Source organism: Acinetobacter sp. YH12046 (assembly GCF_013419905.1).
In the GTDB taxonomy this organism is placed as follows: domain Bacteria; phylum Pseudomonadota; class Gammaproteobacteria; order Pseudomonadales; family Moraxellaceae; genus Acinetobacter.
On record NZ_VOZF01000002.1, the window covers coordinates 206,227 to 222,424 of the forward strand.

Consider the following 16,198-nt stretch of genomic DNA (forward strand, 5'->3'; position numbering starts at 1 on the left):
GCTTTTTTATTGCTTATGTATAGTAATGAGATTCCTACACTGTTAAACCGATATAACGCGAATAACCTGCTGCACCTAAATCTGACTTTAAAATCAGATAATTCGGATAAGTACTTGTGGTGATTTCTTCGAACATGTTGACGATGTCATCATTGGCATGCAGTTCATCCACTGTTTTTCGCATAGTTTGCTCAAATTCATCGGTGATGTATTCAAAGCCGATATCCATGGCAATAAATAAGGTATGTTCACAGGGTTGAACATACTGCTCTTCTTGCCAATTAATGATGTCTTGATGGCAATGAGGGCAAGCGATGTTGTCTGTGGCTTGGATATCGAGTTCAACGAGTTGGTATGGCATTGGAATGATCTAGATGTGGAACTTTTGAATATTTTAGCAAATCCCAACATCATCGCAGTCATTCTTTAGAAAATTTCTACAACCATTGCACAAGCAATTCTTCCACCATTTCTTTACCTCGTAAATGATTCATCCAAGATGATGGAATTGCATCTACACCATAATATAAACCAGCTATACCACCCGCCACACATGCAGTCGTATCTGTATCATTACCCAGCGCAATTGCTGTCTTAATCACCTTTTCATAATCGCTAGCTTGTAGTGCGTAATATGCCGACTTTAAACAATCTACGACATAGCCAGTACCTGTCGGTCGATCCCAGTCATCACTTAAAATATGGTGCTCAAGCTCATCTAACGCACCATTCTGATCACTCAATTCACGCTTGAGTATTTCAATTGCTTCTATCCATGAATCTTGAATAGAACAACCATCTAAAATTTTACGTACCCATAAACAATATAATGCACAACATAATTTAGAACGGATATGCGCATGAGTCAGATGTGATTGTATAAATGCCGCCTCTATTAATTCACGATTAGAGCCTTGATGCCAGAGCGCTAAAGGCAATACACGCATCAGCGCACCATTACCATTGGCATATTCATCATTTTTCGCAACTTGATTTAACTCGATACCCGATTGATAACGATGTATCGCATCAACCGTTTGAATTCCCACATCAAATACCTGACCATCGACAGCCATATAACCTGATTGGTACCAATCGCAAATCCGTTGCATAAAATCTTCAGGATTGAGTTTCTTTTGATCTAACAATGAGGCCAACAAACATAATGCTTGTGCACCATCATCTGACCACGTTCCAATTGGAAGACTGGCATAAGTCCGCGCAAATCCTTTTGGGGGAATCATATCAATTTGTTCAATATCAGGCAGCTGGCTCGGCACTTTAAACTCATAAGGCACACCTACCGCATCACCAACAAGTAAACCGTAAATCGCGCCACGTATGTATTTTTCTCTATCCATGTTTTAGATTCATTGTTGTACATTTCCCATAATTAACATAGCAAAATTACTGAATCTATCTTGAAATAATTGATCTTTAATTTTTTTCAAACTTATTAAACATAAAAAACCCGCATTACGCGGGTTTTTTACTTCCAAATCTTAAGCAGATTTTTTCGCTTGGGCATTCTTACGAATCGTAATCATCACCAATTGAACTGCTGCAGGGGTTACACCCGGAATACGGCTTGCTTGAGCCAGTGTTTCAGGACGAATATCTTTTAACTTCAATGTAATTTCACGAGAAAGACCTGAAACAACATCATAGTCAAAATCAGCAGGAATCTTGGTTTCCTCTAAACGTTTCATTTGTGCAACGTCTTGATGCTGACGGTTGATATAACCTTCGTATTTCACCGCAATCTCAATTTGATCACCCACTTGTGGTGAAACTTCAGAACCTGTGAGCTCTGCAATTTGAGCAAAGGTGATGTTTGGACGTTTTAACAAATCAATTGCAGAACATTCTTTAGAAAGATCCGCACCCGTCATTTCTACGAATTTTTTACCCATTGGATTGTTTGGTGCAGCCCAAAGGTGTTGCAAACGACCTGTTTCTTTCTCTACAGCTTCCATTTTTTCACAGTAAGCTGCCCAACGTTCGTCATCTACCAGACCCATTTCACGACCGATTGGTGTTAAACGCTGATCCGCATTATCTTCACGCAACATCAAACGGTATTCCGCACGTGAAGTGAACATACGATACGGTTCTTTAGTACCTAAAGTAATTAGGTCATCAACCAGTACGCCCATGTATGCTTCATCACGTTTTGGTGTCCATTGTTCTTGATCCCATGCACGACGTGCAGCGTTCAAGCCTGCAAGCAAGCCTTGAGCACCCGCTTCTTCATAACCGGTTGTACCGTTAATCTGACCAGCAAAGTACAGGTTATTGATCGCTTTGGTTTCCAAAGTGAACTTCAACGCTTGAGGGTTGAAATAATCGTATTCAATTGCATAACCCGGACGAAGAATGTGCGCATTTTCCATACCACGGATTGAGCGTACCAGTTCAAACTGTACGTCAAATGGCAATGAAGTCGAAATACCATTTGGATAAAGCTCATGTGTATCCAGGCCTTCTGGTTCAAGGAAGACCTGATGGGAGTCTTTATCAGCAAATTTATGAATTTTATCTTCAATTGATGGACAATAACGTGGACCTACACCTTCAATCACACCAGTGTACATCGGTGAACGGTCTAAACCGCCACGAATGATCTCATGGGTACGTTCATTGGTATGCGTGATGTAGCAGTTCACTTGCTCTGGATGCATCGATGCATCACCCATAAATGACATGGTTGGAGACGGGAAATCACCCGGCTGCGGTGTCATGACAGAGAAGTCGACTGAACGTGCATCAATACGTGGCGGTGTACCTGTTTTTAAACGACCTACAGGTAAGTTTAACTCACGTAAACGATGTGCCAATGAAATTGAAGGAGGATCGCCAGCACGACCGCCTGAAGCATTGTTTAAGCCAATGTGAATCACACCACCTAAGAATGTACCTGCAGTTAGCACCACAGTTTTCGCATCAAAGCGAATACCCATTTGGGTCACGACACCTTTAACAGTATCGCCTTCAACAATCAGGTCATCTGCTGCTTGCTGAAAGATATCCAGATTCGCTTGATTTTCTAAAGTCTCACGAATCGCTGCTTTATAACGAACACGGTCAGCCTGCGCACGAGTTGCACGTACTGCTGCACCTTTACGTGAATTCAGAATACGGAATTGAATACCGCCTTTATCGGCAGCCAGCGCCATCGCACCGCCCAAGGCATCAATTTCACGCACTAAATGTGATTTACCGATCCCGCCAATGGCCGGGTTACAGCTCATCTGCCCTAAAGTCTCAATGTTATGAGTTAAGAGTAATGTCTGTCGACCCATACGTGCTGCAGCCAGTGCTGCTTCCGTACCTGCGTGACCGCCACCGATAACAATGACATCGTATACTTTAGGATAGTGCATAGTGGTAAATAGAGAGATAGAAAAAGGATAGCTGAACATTATAGCAAACTTCCTTCCAAAGTTGACAAAATCACTTGAATTTATCCTTCGGAATTTACTCTGCCAGCCAATAAAGCAATGTAATTAAACTTTGCATACTTACTATATAAATTAAACATCTAAACTCAAAAAGTTACCCGACTCATATTGTTTAATATTGATTAGTTTTTAATCTATAAAGTAGTCACATTACAAACAAAGGTATACATGATGAATAAGAATATTTTCCTAGCAACAGCGCTCTGCGGTCTATGTTTCGCTCCATTTGCAGCCTCAGCAAATGATAAAGTCGAGAAGGTTTATAATGCCCAAAAATACCAGCAAGTTTGTAAAGGTAAATCAGAGGGTGCTCCTGTAAGTTTTGCTTACCGCGGCATTATCTGGAATGGTACCTGTCAGCAACAGTTCTTCCCTTCATCATCAACCAATATCAAAGGCGATGAACCTGAACTTTATACATCTTGTAGTTCAGGCGGCAAAACTTCAGCAACCATTAATGGCACTCAGGTCAATGGTAAATGTGCATTAGGCTTTACCCCTCCACGTCCACAGTCACAAATGCAAACTCAGCCTCAAACCCCATCTCAATCAGGGATGTAAATCACTATATAGCTGATTAAATATATTTTTAATCAGAAACTTAACGGGTAAAATGCATAAATTTTACCCGTTTTTATATTGCTTATTTATTCATCTACGCTAAACTCAAAACATACCTAAAAAATGAATAATAAAAAGGAAACTTCATGGATTCGGGGTTTTTTAGTTTGTTTTTGCCGATTACTTTGGCAATTACGATGATGGGGTTAGGACTACAGTTAACAGTCAAGGATTTTCTGCATGTTAGTCGTTATCCCAAGGTGATTTTTATTGTCTTATTCTCACAACTGGTCATTTTAACCGGTTTAACCTTTTTAATCTGTCTGGTACTGGATCTGCCACCATTGCTTGCTGTAGGCATGATGCTGCTAGCTGCCTCTCCAGGAGGTGCCACTGCCAATCTGCTGAGCTATCTTTATAAAGGTGATGTGGCGCTTAATATCACGTTAACCGCCATCAATACGATTATTTCTATTTTCACCTTACCTTTTATTATGAACCTGTCCCTGTACTATTTTATAGGACAGGATACCGGCATCGGCTTACCGCTTGAAAAAATGGCTCAGGTTTTTCTGATTACAATTATTCCGGTTGTGATCGGCATGCTGATTCGGGCAAAATTTCCAAAGCTTTCAGATATTGTACATATGCCAATGCGGTTTCTATCTATCGCTTTTTTAAGCATGCTCTTGATTTATGCCATTTTCCAAGAGCGCTTTAACATCATCGAATATTTTGCCAGTATCGGGATTGCTACTTCCATATTATGTTTTTCCAGCCTGTTTCTCGGTTATTGCCTGCCTTTATTAATGGATATCCCAGACAAGATGGCACGCGCCTGTACCTTTGAAGTCGGCATTCACAACACAACTGTATCAATGACGATTGCGATTTCTGTCCTCAATAATGTCACCATTGCCATCCCTGCGGGTATTTATTCAATTGTCATGTACGTTTTTGCCGGTATTTTTGGTTTTATGATTAGTCAGCAAAAGCTTAGCTATAGTGGCAAGAGTCGTTTATCAGATTTGTAACTTCCTAAGTCAAATGCCTGCTTAAGCTGTATGCTTTTTATAGAAAATTTAAAACTATTAAAATAAATTTCTATAAGGAGCATGCAGATGGACTCTGGCATCATAACAATATTCCTCCCCCTCGCACTCGCCATCATCATGGTGGGATTAGGACTCGAACTCACGCTCAAAGATTTTGCCCGGGTAAGCCAGCACCCTAAAGCAGTGCTGGTTGCCTTGTTTTGTCAATTAATTCTACTGGTAAGCATTGCTTTCATTCTATGTAAAGTTCTGACTTTACCACCTTTACTAGCTGTTGGTCTGATGTTGCTGGCCGCATCGCCAGGTGGCAGTACCGCAAATCTGTTCAGCTATCTGTTTAAAGGCGATCTAGCCCTCAATATTACCTTGACTGCGATCAATTCGGTGGTTGCTGCATTTACCTTGCCTTTAATCATGAATTTCTCGATCATGCATTTTATGCAGGACAGTCAGCAGATCAGCTTGCAGTTCGGAAAGATCCTACAAGTGTTTGGTATCATTATTATACCGGTCGCGATTGGTATGTTGATTCGTCATTATGCCCCAGCACTCACTGTAAAGCTGAATAAGCCTCTTCGCATTTTTGCAGTCCTCTTTCTGGTGCTGATTATTGCCGGAGCAATTTATAGTGAACGCGCCAATATTGCCGAATATCTGACTCAGGTAGGTTTAGCAACCGCCCTGTTCTGTCTCTTCAGCTTAATGATTGGCTATTTTGTTCCACGACTAATGAACATCAATTCTGCTCAGGCACGTGCCAGCGCTTTCGAGATCGGTATTCATAACAGTACACTCGCCATGACCATTGCACTTACTGTCATGTCCAGCACTGTGGTTGCCATGCCTGCTGCGGTCTATTCCATCTTCATGTATATCTTCGCGGCTATTTTTGGATTATTACTGAATCGCTTTGCTCCAGTAACTGCACGTCCTAGCATTTCTCCCACTCAGGAAAATGCGTTTTAACCGGTTTTCATAAAAAGGATGCGAAAGCATCCTTTTTATTTGACTCCGTCTCAAGAAGATCACACCTTCAAGCCGAACTTCCGTTACAATAGCTTTTTGAAAAAATGTATAAAGGTTATTTCTGTGAAGTGGTTACAAATTCATATTACAGTTGATCAAGCTCAGGTAGATTTTACTGAAACATTACTTAGCTCACTGGGCGCCGTAAGTGTCACTCTGGATGATGCTGAAAACCAGGATTTGCTGGAACCACTTCCAGGAGAAACACCGCTCTGGAATAAAGTGATCGTGACTGGCATCTATGCTCAGGAAGATGACGAAGAAGAAATCGATGTAGCTGCATTGGAAACCTTTATTCACGCACAACTACCTGAAGCACCGATCCGCCATGAATTCCTGGAAGATCAAGCTTGGGAACGCACCTGGATGGATGCCTACGAGCCAATCCAGATTTCTGAAAAATTCTGGATTGTTCCAGAGTGGATGGAAGCGCCTGAAGCAGATGCAGTGAATATCAAGCTTGATCCAGGTTTGGCTTTTGGTACAGGTAACCATGCATCTACTTTCCTTTGCCTGCAATGGCTAGGCAAAACCGATGTAAAAGACAAGATCGTGATCGATTATGGCTGTGGTTCAGGTATTCTGGCTGTCGCGGCCCTGTTACTCGGTGCCAAATATGCCTATGCAACTGATATTGACCCACAAGCTGTTTTAGCCACCAAACAGAATGCTGAACTGAATGGCGTATTGGATCGACTTTATGTTGGTTTACCGGAAGAGTTCAACACAGAGCTTGGCGAGCAGAAAGCAGATGTGTTTGTTGCCAATATTCTGGCTGGCCCACTCATGATGCTTGAGCCTGAGTTCGCAGAATTGGTCAAACCTGAGGCAGAGTTCGCACTCGCAGGTGTTATCGAAGAGCAAGTTGCTGATGTTACTAGCATTTACTCAAAACATTTTGATATATTAGAAGTAGAAAAACGCGATGAACACTGGTGCCGTATCTCGGGGAAACGCCATAAGAATTAAAGAGTCTATAAACATTTATGAGTGACAAGCGAACCCACTGCCCGACCTGCTCTACAACCTATAAAGTTACGGTTGCGCAATTAACCATTGCCCAAGGCATGGTTTGCTGCCCAAAATGTAGTACGACCTTTAATGCTTTATCGCATCTGGTGACCGAAGCACAGAATTCGGTCGCCCTTACCCATACGCCAAGTCATGTTTCTTATATTAATAGAAACCTCACCGAATCTACTTCTTCAGCTAATTCTTCAGATCAGCACTATTTACTGAACATTTTTGATGAAAAAGTTGAAAACTCCAATATTGATCTGAAAACCTATCTGAACAACCTGAATTATTTCAGTACTGAACCGATTGCAGTACTGCCTAGCATGAACTGGGATGATCAGGCTGATAAACAGCACAATAAAGGCCCGCTTTATTATTTAGGCTGGACCAGCCTAAACCTGTTCTTATTTGGCTTACTTTTATTTCAATTCTTCTGGTTCAATCCACACTATATTAAGAATAGTCATGTGATGAGTGTGGCTTTTAACAATATCTGTGAAGTGTTCAACTGTTCCAATCTGGAAGAACATTACAATCTGATCAATACCAATAAGGTCAAAGCCAAAGCGATTGCCACAGATAAAACCCAGTTTAGTGGTGAGCTAATCAATTTCCACAAGCGCAGTCTGGAAATGCCAAACTTAAGAGTTCACCTTAAAGATCAGGGTGTAGTCTTGGCGACTTATAATTTAAAACCTCAGGAATACCTGATCGAAAGCCTGGTTAAGATTCAACGTATTCCCCAAAACAGCCCATTTAAATTTGAATTTGTGCTTCCTGTCGACCGTAAAGACTTCGATAATTACAGTTTGGAAATAATTCGACCTTAATATTGATAAAAACTATTAAAAAACGAAAAAAAAGTTAAAAAAAATGCAGTTTTCTTGCTCACTTTTCCCGAGACAATGGTATTATACGCGCCACGAAAGCTATGTGCTGCAAACTCCTCGCTACTTTTTCACAACAAATACAGTCTTGCCTAATGCGCTATAAAACTTATTGCGTATCGAGCAGATTTTTTTGTTTTGATTTTGGTCAGTAACAAAACTTTAACTATTGTTACGCTTATTTTTCGACCAAATCGTCGAGATGTGGCAAGCTACAAGCTCAATGTAATGACCAAGTTTTAGAACTCCAGTTTTAGGATCTAAAATGGAGTTCATTTCAATTTCTAGACCACTTTTATATATCGCTTTACCCAAGTGATATTTGATTTTTCGGATTAATTCGCATGAATAGCAAATCTCCTATTTTTACTGCACAATCTGATGTCGCTCTTCGTATTCACGTAGATCGCGCAGTTCGCCACTACTTTGCACAACTGCAAGGCGAGCAACCTTCTCAGGTGTACGACATGGTGCTGGCAGAAATGGAGAAGCCTTTATTATCTGTCGTTCTAGAATATACGCGTGGTAATCAGACACGCGCTGCCGAGATTCTCGGACTAAACCGCGGTACTTTACGTAAAAAGTTAAAAGCTCACGGTTTAATGAGTGAATAAATGATAAAATGCTTGCGGCTACCGCAGGCATTTTTTTTGACTGTTAATTAGCTATTTAGATTTAATCTGTTCCTTGCTAACTGTGACGAAGATCATGACTATTAAACGCGCTTTAATCTCTGTTTCCGATAAAACCGGTATTGTGGAATTTGCACAAGACCTTGCTGCTCTTGGGGTAGAAATTTTATCTACAGGTGGTACATACAAATTGTTGAAAGACAATAATGTTGCTGTAGTAGAAGTTTCGGAGCACACTGGTTTCCCAGAGATGATGGACGGCCGTGTAAAAACGCTACATCCGAAAATTCATGGTGGCATCCTGGCTCGTCGTGGTCTAGACGAAGCTGTGATGGCTGAACACAACATCGATGCGATCGATCTTGTCGTTGTTAACCTGTATCCATTTGCTGCAACTGTAGCGAAACCAAACTGTTCACTAGCTGATGCAATTGAAAACATCGACATCGGTGGTCCAACAATGGTTCGTGCTGCTGCGAAAAACCACGCGTCTGTTGGTATCGTAGTAAATGCTGCTGACTATGCAACTGTAATTGCTGAGCTTAAAGCTGATGGTGCTTTATCTTATGCAACCCGTTTTGACCTTGCGGTTAAAGCATTCGAACATACTGCTCAATATGACGGTATGATCGCATCTTACTTAGGCGCTCGCGTAGGTAAAGAAGAAGGTCAGGCAGACAAATTTGCGCGTACTTTCAATACTCAATTAAACAAAGCTCAAGACTTACGTTACGGTGAAAACCCGCATCAGTCTGCTGCTTTCTATGTAGATCCTGCTGCGAAAGAAGCTTCTGTTGCGACTGCTAAGCAGCTACAAGGTAAAGAACTTTCTTATAACAACATCGCGGATACTGATGCTGCACTTGAATGTGTGAAATCATTTGCGAAACCTGCTTGTGTGATCGTAAAACATGCGAACCCATGTGGTGTTGCAGTTTCTCTAGACGGCATCAAAGCTGCTTATGATCTTGCTTATGCAACTGACCCTGAATCTGCATTCGGTGGCATCATTGCATTCAACCGTGAATTAGACGTTGCAACTGCACAAGCAATTGTGGATCGTCAATTCGTTGAAGTGATCATTGCACCAAGCATCGCTGACGGCGTACTTGAAGTGACTGGCGCGAAGAAAAACGTACGTGTACTCGTATGTGGTGAACTTCCAGCAATTAACGAACGTGCTCCACAACTTGACTACAAACGTGTAAATGGTGGTTTACTGGTTCAAGATCAAGACTTGGGCATGATCACTAAAGATGACCTGAAAGTTGTGACTAAACGCGCACCAACTGAACAAGAAATTGACGATATGATCTTTGCTTGGAAAGTTGCGAAATACGTAAAATCGAACGCAATTGTTTATGCGAAAAACCGTCAGACCATTGGTGTTGGCGCAGGTCAAATGAGCCGTGTAAACTCTGCTCGTATTGCCGCGATCAAAGCTGAACATGCAGGACTCGTGGTTGAAGGTGCAGTTATGGCATCTGATGCATTCTTCCCATTCCGTGATGGCATCGACAATGCGGCTAAAGCCGGCATCAAATGCATCATCCAGCCAGGTGGTTCAATGCGTGACGAAGAAACAATTGCAGCAGCTGACGAAGCTGGTATTGCAATGGTATTCACTGGCATGCGTCATTTCCGCCACTAATTTTTAAGTATTAAATTCCAAACCCTCCTTTTCGTAAGGAGGGTTTGTTACATCAGTAGATTATTTAATATCTTGCTATAAGATGTTAAAAGATTTTTAAACCTCATTGGGTTTGTGGAATTTCATTTTCGAGGGAATTTTCTAAAGATGAACATTTTAGTTTTAGGTAGTGGCGGCCGTGAACATGCGCTTGCATGGAAAATCGCACAAGACGATCAAGTGGCAAAAGTATTTGTTGCACCGGGCAATGCAGGCACCGCAACTGAAAATAAATGTGAAAATGTCGCTTTGGACATTCTCAATAACCCTGCCATCATTGATTTTGCAAAAAACAATGCAGTTGAAATGATTATTGTGGGTCCTGAAGCACCATTAGTAAATGGTGTAGTTGATGCTTGCCGCGAAGCAGGCGTGAAAGTTTGGGGTCCAACTCAATTTGCTGCTCAGCTGGAAGGCTCTAAAGCATTCGCGAAGCACTTCTTAAAACGCCATAACATTCCAACAGCTTTCTACGATGTATTTACCGAAGTAGATGCAGCGAAAGCCTTTGTAGAGAAAAATGGCGCACCAATCGTGATCAAGGCTGATGGTCTTGCTGCGGGTAAAGGTGTAATTGTTGCCATGACCAATCAGGAAGCATTCGATGCCATTGATGACATGCTGGCTGGCAACAAGTTTGGTGATGCCGGCTCTCGTGTGGTGATTGAAGAATTCCTTGCTGGTGAAGAAGCATCTTTCATTTGCATGATCGATGGTGACAACATCCTGCCAATGGCGACTTCTCAAGATCATAAACGTATTTTTGAAGGCGACCAAGGTCCGAACACTGGCGGTATGGGAGCATACTCTCCTGCTCCTGTTGTGACTGCTGACGTATTCGAAAAAGCCATGAATGAAGTGATGCGTCCGACTGTTGAAGGCATGAAAAAAGATGGTCACGTATACACAGGTTTCTTATACGCAGGCTTGATGATTGACGACAAAGGCCAACCAAAAGTGATTGAGTTCAACTGTCGTTTTGGCGATCCAGAAACTCAACCAATCATGATGCGTTTAAAATCATCTTTGGTTGATTTAGTCCAAGCAGGTCTTGAAGGTAATTTACCTGCAGAAGCTGAATGGGATGAGCGTAAAACTGTCGGGATCGTACTGGCATCTAAAGGCTATCCTGAAACGTCTAGCAATGGTGATGTGATTTCAGGTTTAGATACAGAAATGACTGATGTGAAAGTATTCCATGCGGGTACGAAAGCCAATGAAAATGGTGACATCGTGACTGCGGGTGGTCGTGTACTTTGTGTGACTGCATTGGATAATACCATTGGTGAAGCACAAGCGAAAGCATTAGAACTTTGTGAGAAAGTGACTTTTGACGGCGTTCAATATCGTAAAGATATTGGTTACCGCGCGATTGCACGTGAAAATGCTTAATTCTTTCTCGTAAAAAATTAAGTAAAAACCCCGCTGAGTGCGGGGTTTTTAAATGCTCTCATTTTAAACAATAGGCTCTAATCCATTGCCAGAGCATCTTGGACATCTACCATTCAGCCCCATCACCACCACATTGTTTACAAAAAATTGTATCTACAGTATTAAATGTTTGTTTGTAAATATCTCTTAAATCTTTTTCTTCTAATTGGTTAGGATTTTTTGTATCTAATAAAATTGATGTATCTTTGTTTGCATTTATAAATCCCTTAATCTATTCCAGACTAACAGAACGTCCTTTATATTTTCTAGTTAAAACTTCAGTTCTATGCTTATATAATTTTAAGCCATTATTTAATTCAATCTCCAACAGCACACACTTTTTATCATTCATACGTGATAATTTCAGAAGTCTTCCATCATCGATACAATAACGATGACTAGAATTTTCTAAAAATATTTTACTTTTCTTGCCAAAAATATAAGCATATAAATTTTTTTCTTGTGCTAAATCCTTTATATTTTCTAATGTTTTTTCTAATAGATCCATTTTTCTACTCTTAATTTGATCTCATACAATTATTACTTCAAATTTACAAATTTCAAGATAAACATGATTGCAATTATAAAAACCCCTCGCCTCATCCTCCGCCAATGGCAAGACGCTGACACTGCCCCATTTATCCAAATGTGTGCAGATAATGAGGTCATGCGTTATTTTCCCGCTCCACTGACATCTAAACAAAGCCTACAGTTTATTGAAAAAGTGACTCGACAGATTGATCAGCATGGTTGGGGTTTATGGGCAGTTGAGCTAAAAGAGACTAAAGAATTTATTGGCTTCATTGGTCTGCAACCACAACCTGATCTGTTTGAGTTTTCGCCCTGTGTTGAAATTGGCTGGCGTCTGGCGAAAAAGTATTGGCATCGAGGTTATGCGACTGAAGGTGCACGTGCAGTCCTAGATTATGCCTTTAATACTTTAAACCTAGATAAAGTTGTGTCGTTTACTGCCAAATCAAATACCCCATCTGAGGCTGTGATGAAAAAGATAGGCATGATAAAGACTCAAGAATTTCAGCATCCAAAGCTGCCGGAAGATCACCCTTTATGTTGGCATGTATTGTATGAAATCAATCAAATTAATTACTCAGCCAAATAAGACACGGCTCAAATCCTCCCTAAACATTTATTAAAAAAGATCTTTCAGTAGCTTAATGAGCTGATGTATTTATCATGTTTATTCATTTTTATGATTTCTATTGGATAAAATCTTATAAAGATCAATCTTTAAACGATATGAAATTCCGCCTTATCTTCAATAAAAATAATATATTGTATTCATTGATATTTTGATCATTTTCATTCAATTTATATTCTATTAAAAAGATAAGTAAATAGTTTTTATCCACTATATTGAATAAATAATAATTGCTATGATTGCGCCCATTCAGAGCACCAAATTTGACTATATCTTTTATAAAACCTCTATTTACTCTCTCCAAATAGGGAATCTCTATAGTGGTTTGGTGAACTCTGACCCGATCGAATTAACGTGAACTGTTGCAGTACATTTGCATTTTCCCTGCCGGAGCCACATGCGACTCGATCTAAGGTCAGCTGAAAGTGTAATAAAACTCCACTTTAACATGACCTTAAAATGCATATACTTTAGGCAACACGAAAATTAGGACATCTTTATGAAAAAGCTACTTGGCGTTTTACTCAGTGCATCTGTACTGACTTTAACTGCATGCGGAAAACAAGAAGCGCCTGCAACGGATGCAGCACAAAACAAAGACTCAGGTGAACTGCAAACTGTTACTATGGCATCGACTGGTTCAGATGCTGACGTATGGCGCTACATTTCAACTTTGCCTGAAACTAAACAAGCCGGCATCAAACTTGATGTGAAAAACTTCACTGACTATGTGGCGATGAATACTGCTGTTGCCAACAAAGAAATTGATGTCAACGCATTCCAGTCTTATGCCTATATGGTGGCTTATAACGACGCCAATACTCAAAAGATCGCTCCGCTTTCTACGACTTATCTTGAGCCAATGGGGATCTACTCAAGCAAAGTAAAAAAAGTAGAAGAGTTTAAAACAGGCGCTACAATTGCGATTCCGAACGACGGCGCAAATGAATCACGTGCATTGTTATTATTACAATCTGCAGGTCTGGTAAAACTTAAACCAAACTTTGACCTAGTAAAAGGTACGCCTGCTGACATTACTGAAAATGCGAAAAAGATTGTGATTAAGCCAATTCAAATGGCGACTGCAGTTCGTGTGAAAGATGAAGTTGATGCGATTGTTCTAGGTAATACTTTGGCAATGGAAGGTGGTCTGAACGTATTGAAAGATGCGATCTATTACGAAGCGATTGATCAAAGTACTAAAATGAATGTTAACATTTTAGCTGTCGCTGCTGACCGTCAAAATGATCCTGTACTTCAAAAAGTTGGCCAGTTGTATCATACTCCTGCTGTGAAAGCCTATGTTGATGAACACTTCGGTGGTACTAAAGTTGCTGTCAATAAACCAGTGACTTATTTAACCGAAGAAAAGTAATACAATAATCAATATTCAGAACAGGCAAGATTTCTTGCCTGTTTTTTTATTCGTGATGCAGTATTTGACACTATGATTGAATTTAAAGACATCTCCAAACAGTATGAGCTCAAGGGTCAAACCTTACGTGCCTTGAATCGGATCAATTTACAGATTCCAACCGGCAGTATCTTTGGCATTATTGGCTATAGTGGTGCTGGTAAAAGTACCCTGATCCGCCTGATTAATCTGCTTGAACGCCCAACGTCTGGTCAGGTGATTATCAATGGCACGAACTTTACTGCTTTGGATGCCAAATCATTGCGTCAGGAACGTACCCAGATCGGCATGATTTTTCAGCATTTTAACTTGATGCAGACTAAAACAGTGGCTGCCAATATTGAAATGCCAATGAAGTTGCTTGGCTGGAGTAAGGCTGAACGGGAAAAACGTCTCGGAGAACTGCTGGATTTTATTGACCTAAAACATAAGCGTCATGCTTTTCCGGACGAGTTATCAGGCGGTCAAAAGCAGCGTGTCGGTATTGCGCGTGCCCTCGCGAATCATCCCAAAATTCTGCTGTGTGATGAAGCAACTTCTGCTTTAGATCCGCAAACCACCAAATCTGTACTGCAATTGCTGAAACGCATTAATCAGGAACAAGGCATTACCATTGTTATGGTCACCCATGAAATGGATGTCATTGAGACCGTATGTGATTATGTGGCTGTCATGGAAAAAGGTGATGTGATTGAAACCGGTTCTACCCTGCAGATCTTTAGTCAACCTCAGCATCCAACAACCAAGAATTTCATTCAAACTGTACTCCAGCAAAACTTGCCAGTGAATATTCTGGCGAATCTGGAAAACCAGAATCATCACAGTATTTATTGTTTAAAATTCCTGGGCAGCTCAGCGCAGGAAACCGTGATTCAAGGTGTGATCAAACAGTTTGATGTCAGTTTAAATATCCTGTTTGCCAATATGACAGAAATTAATGGTTCAGTGATTGGCCAGATGTTTATCCAACTTTTAGGCGATCCAGCGCAAATCACAGCGGCAATGCAATATCTGAGAGATAACGGCGTACAAGTAGATCAAGCAGGAGTACAAGAATGAGAGACTTAATTGTACAGTGGTTGACCACCATTACTGCGCCATTCTGGAAAAGTTCACTATCGATGGATCAGTTTGTTACTGCACTGCAAGAAACCTTTCACATGGTGTTCTTCGCAATGCTGTTTGGCTGTATCTGGGGCTTTATTCAGGCGATCATTTTACTTGTCACTCGCCCAAACGGGATTCTGCCAAACCGTGTGATTTATCATGCTCTAAACCCGATTGTGAATGCACTGCGTTCCCTACCCTTTATTATTCTGCTGATTGCAGTGATTCCACTAACCAAGTTTTTGGTCGGAACATCAATTGGTACTTGGGCAGCGATTGTGCCTCTGACTATTTATGTCGGTCCTTATATTGGTCGTCTAGTCGAGACTTCTCTGCTAGAAGTGAATGAGGGGATTATCGAATCTGCACAAGCCATGGGTGCAACACCAATGCAGATCATCTTTAAGTTTATTCTGCCGGAAGCGCGTAGCTCACTCATTCTTAACCTGACGACTGCAACCATCAGTCTAATTGGTGCAACGGCGATGGCTGGAGCAGTTGGTGCCGGCGGCATTGGTGATCTGGCAATTTCTTATGGTTATCAGCGTTTTGATACCTCTGTGGTGATCATGACTGTGATTGTTTTATTGATCCTGGTACAGATTGTACAAAGTGTCGGTGACTGGTTATCGCGACTTCGTTAAGCTAAATTCCTAAGTAAATAAAGCCCTCTTTTTGAGGGTTTTATTTTCTACCCATAAAAATATCTGCATCTTAAACATCGAAGCGAACATTTGATACATGACTTAGCAGCATGG

Annotated in this window: 16 protein-coding genes; 12 read left to right on the forward strand and 4 right to left on the reverse strand. The window is 40.9% G+C overall.

Annotated features, from left to right (window positions below):
- Positions 1–34 precede the first annotated feature (34 nt).
- The 3 genes from FTU03_RS02760 to mnmG all read right to left on the reverse strand — a co-directional run bounded on the left by FTU03_RS02760 (position 35) and on the right by mnmG (position 3,383).
- Positions 35–361, reverse strand: a complete 327-nt coding sequence (locus FTU03_RS02760; protein WP_179992306.1) for a hypothetical protein — start codon at positions 359–361, stop codon at positions 35–37.
- A 76-nt stretch (positions 362–437) separates the two neighbouring features.
- Positions 438–1,361: an ADP-ribosylglycohydrolase family protein gene (locus FTU03_RS02765; protein ID WP_179992305.1), complete on the reverse strand. Its 924-nt coding sequence runs from the start codon at positions 1,359–1,361 to the stop codon at positions 438–440.
- Positions 1,362–1,502: 141 nt separating this feature from the next.
- Positions 1,503–3,383: a tRNA uridine-5-carboxymethylaminomethyl(34) synthesis enzyme MnmG gene (mnmG, locus tag FTU03_RS02770; protein ID WP_179992351.1), complete on the reverse strand. Its 1,881-nt coding sequence runs from the start codon at positions 3,381–3,383 to the stop codon at positions 1,503–1,505.
- A gap of 249 nt (positions 3,384–3,632) precedes the next feature.
- Between mnmG and FTU03_RS02775 the strand changes: the two genes are divergently transcribed.
- The 8 genes from FTU03_RS02775 to purD all read left to right on the forward strand — a co-directional run bounded on the left by FTU03_RS02775 (position 3,633) and on the right by purD (position 11,721).
- Positions 3,633–4,022 carry a hypothetical protein gene (locus tag FTU03_RS02775; protein WP_051065385.1) on the forward strand — a complete coding sequence of 130 codons (390 nt, stop codon included), beginning with the start codon at positions 3,633–3,635 and terminating at the stop codon, positions 4,020–4,022.
- A 146-nt stretch (positions 4,023–4,168) separates the two neighbouring features.
- A complete protein-coding gene (locus FTU03_RS02780) occupies positions 4,169–5,056 on the forward strand; it encodes a bile acid:sodium symporter family protein (RefSeq protein WP_179992304.1) in 888 nt (295 codons plus the stop codon).
- 87 nt (positions 5,057–5,143) lie between these two features.
- Complete coding sequence (locus FTU03_RS02785) at positions 5,144–6,043, forward strand: bile acid:sodium symporter family protein (RefSeq protein WP_125278346.1); 900 nt, start codon at positions 5,144–5,146, stop codon at positions 6,041–6,043.
- 123 nt (positions 6,044–6,166) lie between these two features.
- Positions 6,167–7,072: a 50S ribosomal protein L11 methyltransferase gene (prmA, locus tag FTU03_RS02790; protein ID WP_179992303.1), complete on the forward strand. Its 906-nt coding sequence runs from the start codon at positions 6,167–6,169 to the stop codon at positions 7,070–7,072.
- 17 nt (positions 7,073–7,089) lie between these two features.
- Positions 7,090–7,950, forward strand: a complete 861-nt coding sequence (locus FTU03_RS02795) for a DUF3426 domain-containing protein (protein WP_104426212.1) — start codon at positions 7,090–7,092, stop codon at positions 7,948–7,950.
- A 401-nt stretch (positions 7,951–8,351) separates the two neighbouring features.
- Positions 8,352–8,621, forward strand: coding sequence for a DNA-binding transcriptional regulator Fis (gene fis / locus FTU03_RS02800; protein WP_001086304.1), 270 nt, complete (start codon positions 8,352–8,354; stop codon positions 8,619–8,621).
- Positions 8,622–8,715: 94 nt separating this feature from the next.
- Positions 8,716–10,290, forward strand: a complete 1,575-nt coding sequence (purH, locus tag FTU03_RS02805; protein ID WP_004786185.1) for a bifunctional phosphoribosylaminoimidazolecarboxamide formyltransferase/IMP cyclohydrolase — start codon at positions 8,716–8,718, stop codon at positions 10,288–10,290.
- Between the two features lie 147 nt (positions 10,291–10,437).
- Positions 10,438–11,721, forward strand: coding sequence for a phosphoribosylamine--glycine ligase (gene purD, locus FTU03_RS02810; RefSeq protein ID WP_179992302.1), 1,284 nt, complete (start codon positions 10,438–10,440; stop codon positions 11,719–11,721).
- Positions 11,722–11,992: 271 nt separating this feature from the next.
- Here the strand turns inward: purD and FTU03_RS02815 are convergent, their stop codons facing one another.
- The gene (locus FTU03_RS02815; RefSeq protein WP_159122780.1) at positions 11,993–12,268 is read right to left on the reverse strand and encodes a hypothetical protein; all 276 of its coding nucleotides are present in this window, start codon (positions 12,266–12,268) and stop codon (positions 11,993–11,995) included.
- 72 nt (positions 12,269–12,340) lie between these two features.
- Between FTU03_RS02815 and FTU03_RS02820 the strand changes: the two genes are divergently transcribed.
- The 4 genes from FTU03_RS02820 (at position 12,341) to FTU03_RS02835 (ending at position 16,084) form a co-directional block, all read left to right on the forward strand.
- On the forward strand, positions 12,341–12,880 hold the full coding sequence (locus FTU03_RS02820; protein WP_179992350.1) for a GNAT family N-acetyltransferase: 540 nt from the start codon (positions 12,341–12,343) through the stop codon (positions 12,878–12,880).
- 538 nt (positions 12,881–13,418) lie between these two features.
- Positions 13,419–14,294 (forward strand): MetQ/NlpA family ABC transporter substrate-binding protein, encoded by an 876-nt coding sequence (locus FTU03_RS02825; protein WP_179992301.1) that lies wholly within the window; start codon positions 13,419–13,421, stop codon positions 14,292–14,294.
- Positions 14,295–14,366: 72 nt separating this feature from the next.
- The gene (locus tag FTU03_RS02830; RefSeq protein ID WP_179992300.1) at positions 14,367–15,392 is read left to right on the forward strand and encodes a methionine ABC transporter ATP-binding protein; all 1,026 of its coding nucleotides are present in this window, start codon (positions 14,367–14,369) and stop codon (positions 15,390–15,392) included.
- Entirely contained in the window at positions 15,389–16,084 is a 696-nt protein-coding gene (locus FTU03_RS02835; RefSeq protein ID WP_004786199.1) for a methionine ABC transporter permease, read from the forward strand. The genes FTU03_RS02830 and FTU03_RS02835 overlap by 4 nt, the downstream gene beginning before the upstream one ends.
- The last annotated feature ends 114 nt before the right edge of the window (positions 16,085–16,198 follow it).

Bases quoted from the DNA above. Each gene is read 5' to 3' on its own strand.
- FTU03_RS02825 (WP_179992301.1), top strand. From the start codon at position 13,419: ATGAAAAAGCTACTTGGCGTTTTACTCAGTGCATCTGTACTGACTTTA.
- FTU03_RS02815 (WP_159122780.1), bottom strand. From the start codon at position 12,268: ATGGATCTATTAGAAAAAACATTAGAAAATATAAAGGATTTAGCACAA.
- fis (WP_001086304.1), top strand. From the start codon at position 8,352: ATGAATAGCAAATCTCCTATTTTTACTGCACAATCTGATGTCGCTCTT.
- purD (WP_179992302.1), top strand. From the start codon at position 10,438: ATGAACATTTTAGTTTTAGGTAGTGGCGGCCGTGAACATGCGCTTGCA.
- purH (WP_004786185.1), top strand. From the start codon at position 8,716: ATGACTATTAAACGCGCTTTAATCTCTGTTTCCGATAAAACCGGTATT.
- FTU03_RS02765 (WP_179992305.1), bottom strand. From the start codon at position 1,361: ATGGATAGAGAAAAATACATACGTGGCGCGATTTACGGTTTACTTGTT.
- FTU03_RS02830 (WP_179992300.1), top strand. From the start codon at position 14,367: ATGATTGAATTTAAAGACATCTCCAAACAGTATGAGCTCAAGGGTCAA.
- FTU03_RS02760 (WP_179992306.1), bottom strand. From the start codon at position 361: ATGCCATACCAACTCGTTGAACTCGATATCCAAGCCACAGACAACATC.
- FTU03_RS02835 (WP_004786199.1), top strand. From the start codon at position 15,389: ATGAGAGACTTAATTGTACAGTGGTTGACCACCATTACTGCGCCATTC.
- FTU03_RS02775 (WP_051065385.1), top strand. From the start codon at position 3,633: ATGAATAAGAATATTTTCCTAGCAACAGCGCTCTGCGGTCTATGTTTC.
- FTU03_RS02780 (WP_179992304.1), top strand. From the start codon at position 4,169: ATGGATTCGGGGTTTTTTAGTTTGTTTTTGCCGATTACTTTGGCAATT.
- FTU03_RS02785 (WP_125278346.1), top strand. From the start codon at position 5,144: ATGGACTCTGGCATCATAACAATATTCCTCCCCCTCGCACTCGCCATC.
- mnmG (WP_179992351.1), bottom strand. From the start codon at position 3,383: ATGCACTATCCTAAAGTATACGATGTCATTGTTATCGGTGGCGGTCAC.
- FTU03_RS02795 (WP_104426212.1), top strand. From the start codon at position 7,090: ATGAGTGACAAGCGAACCCACTGCCCGACCTGCTCTACAACCTATAAA.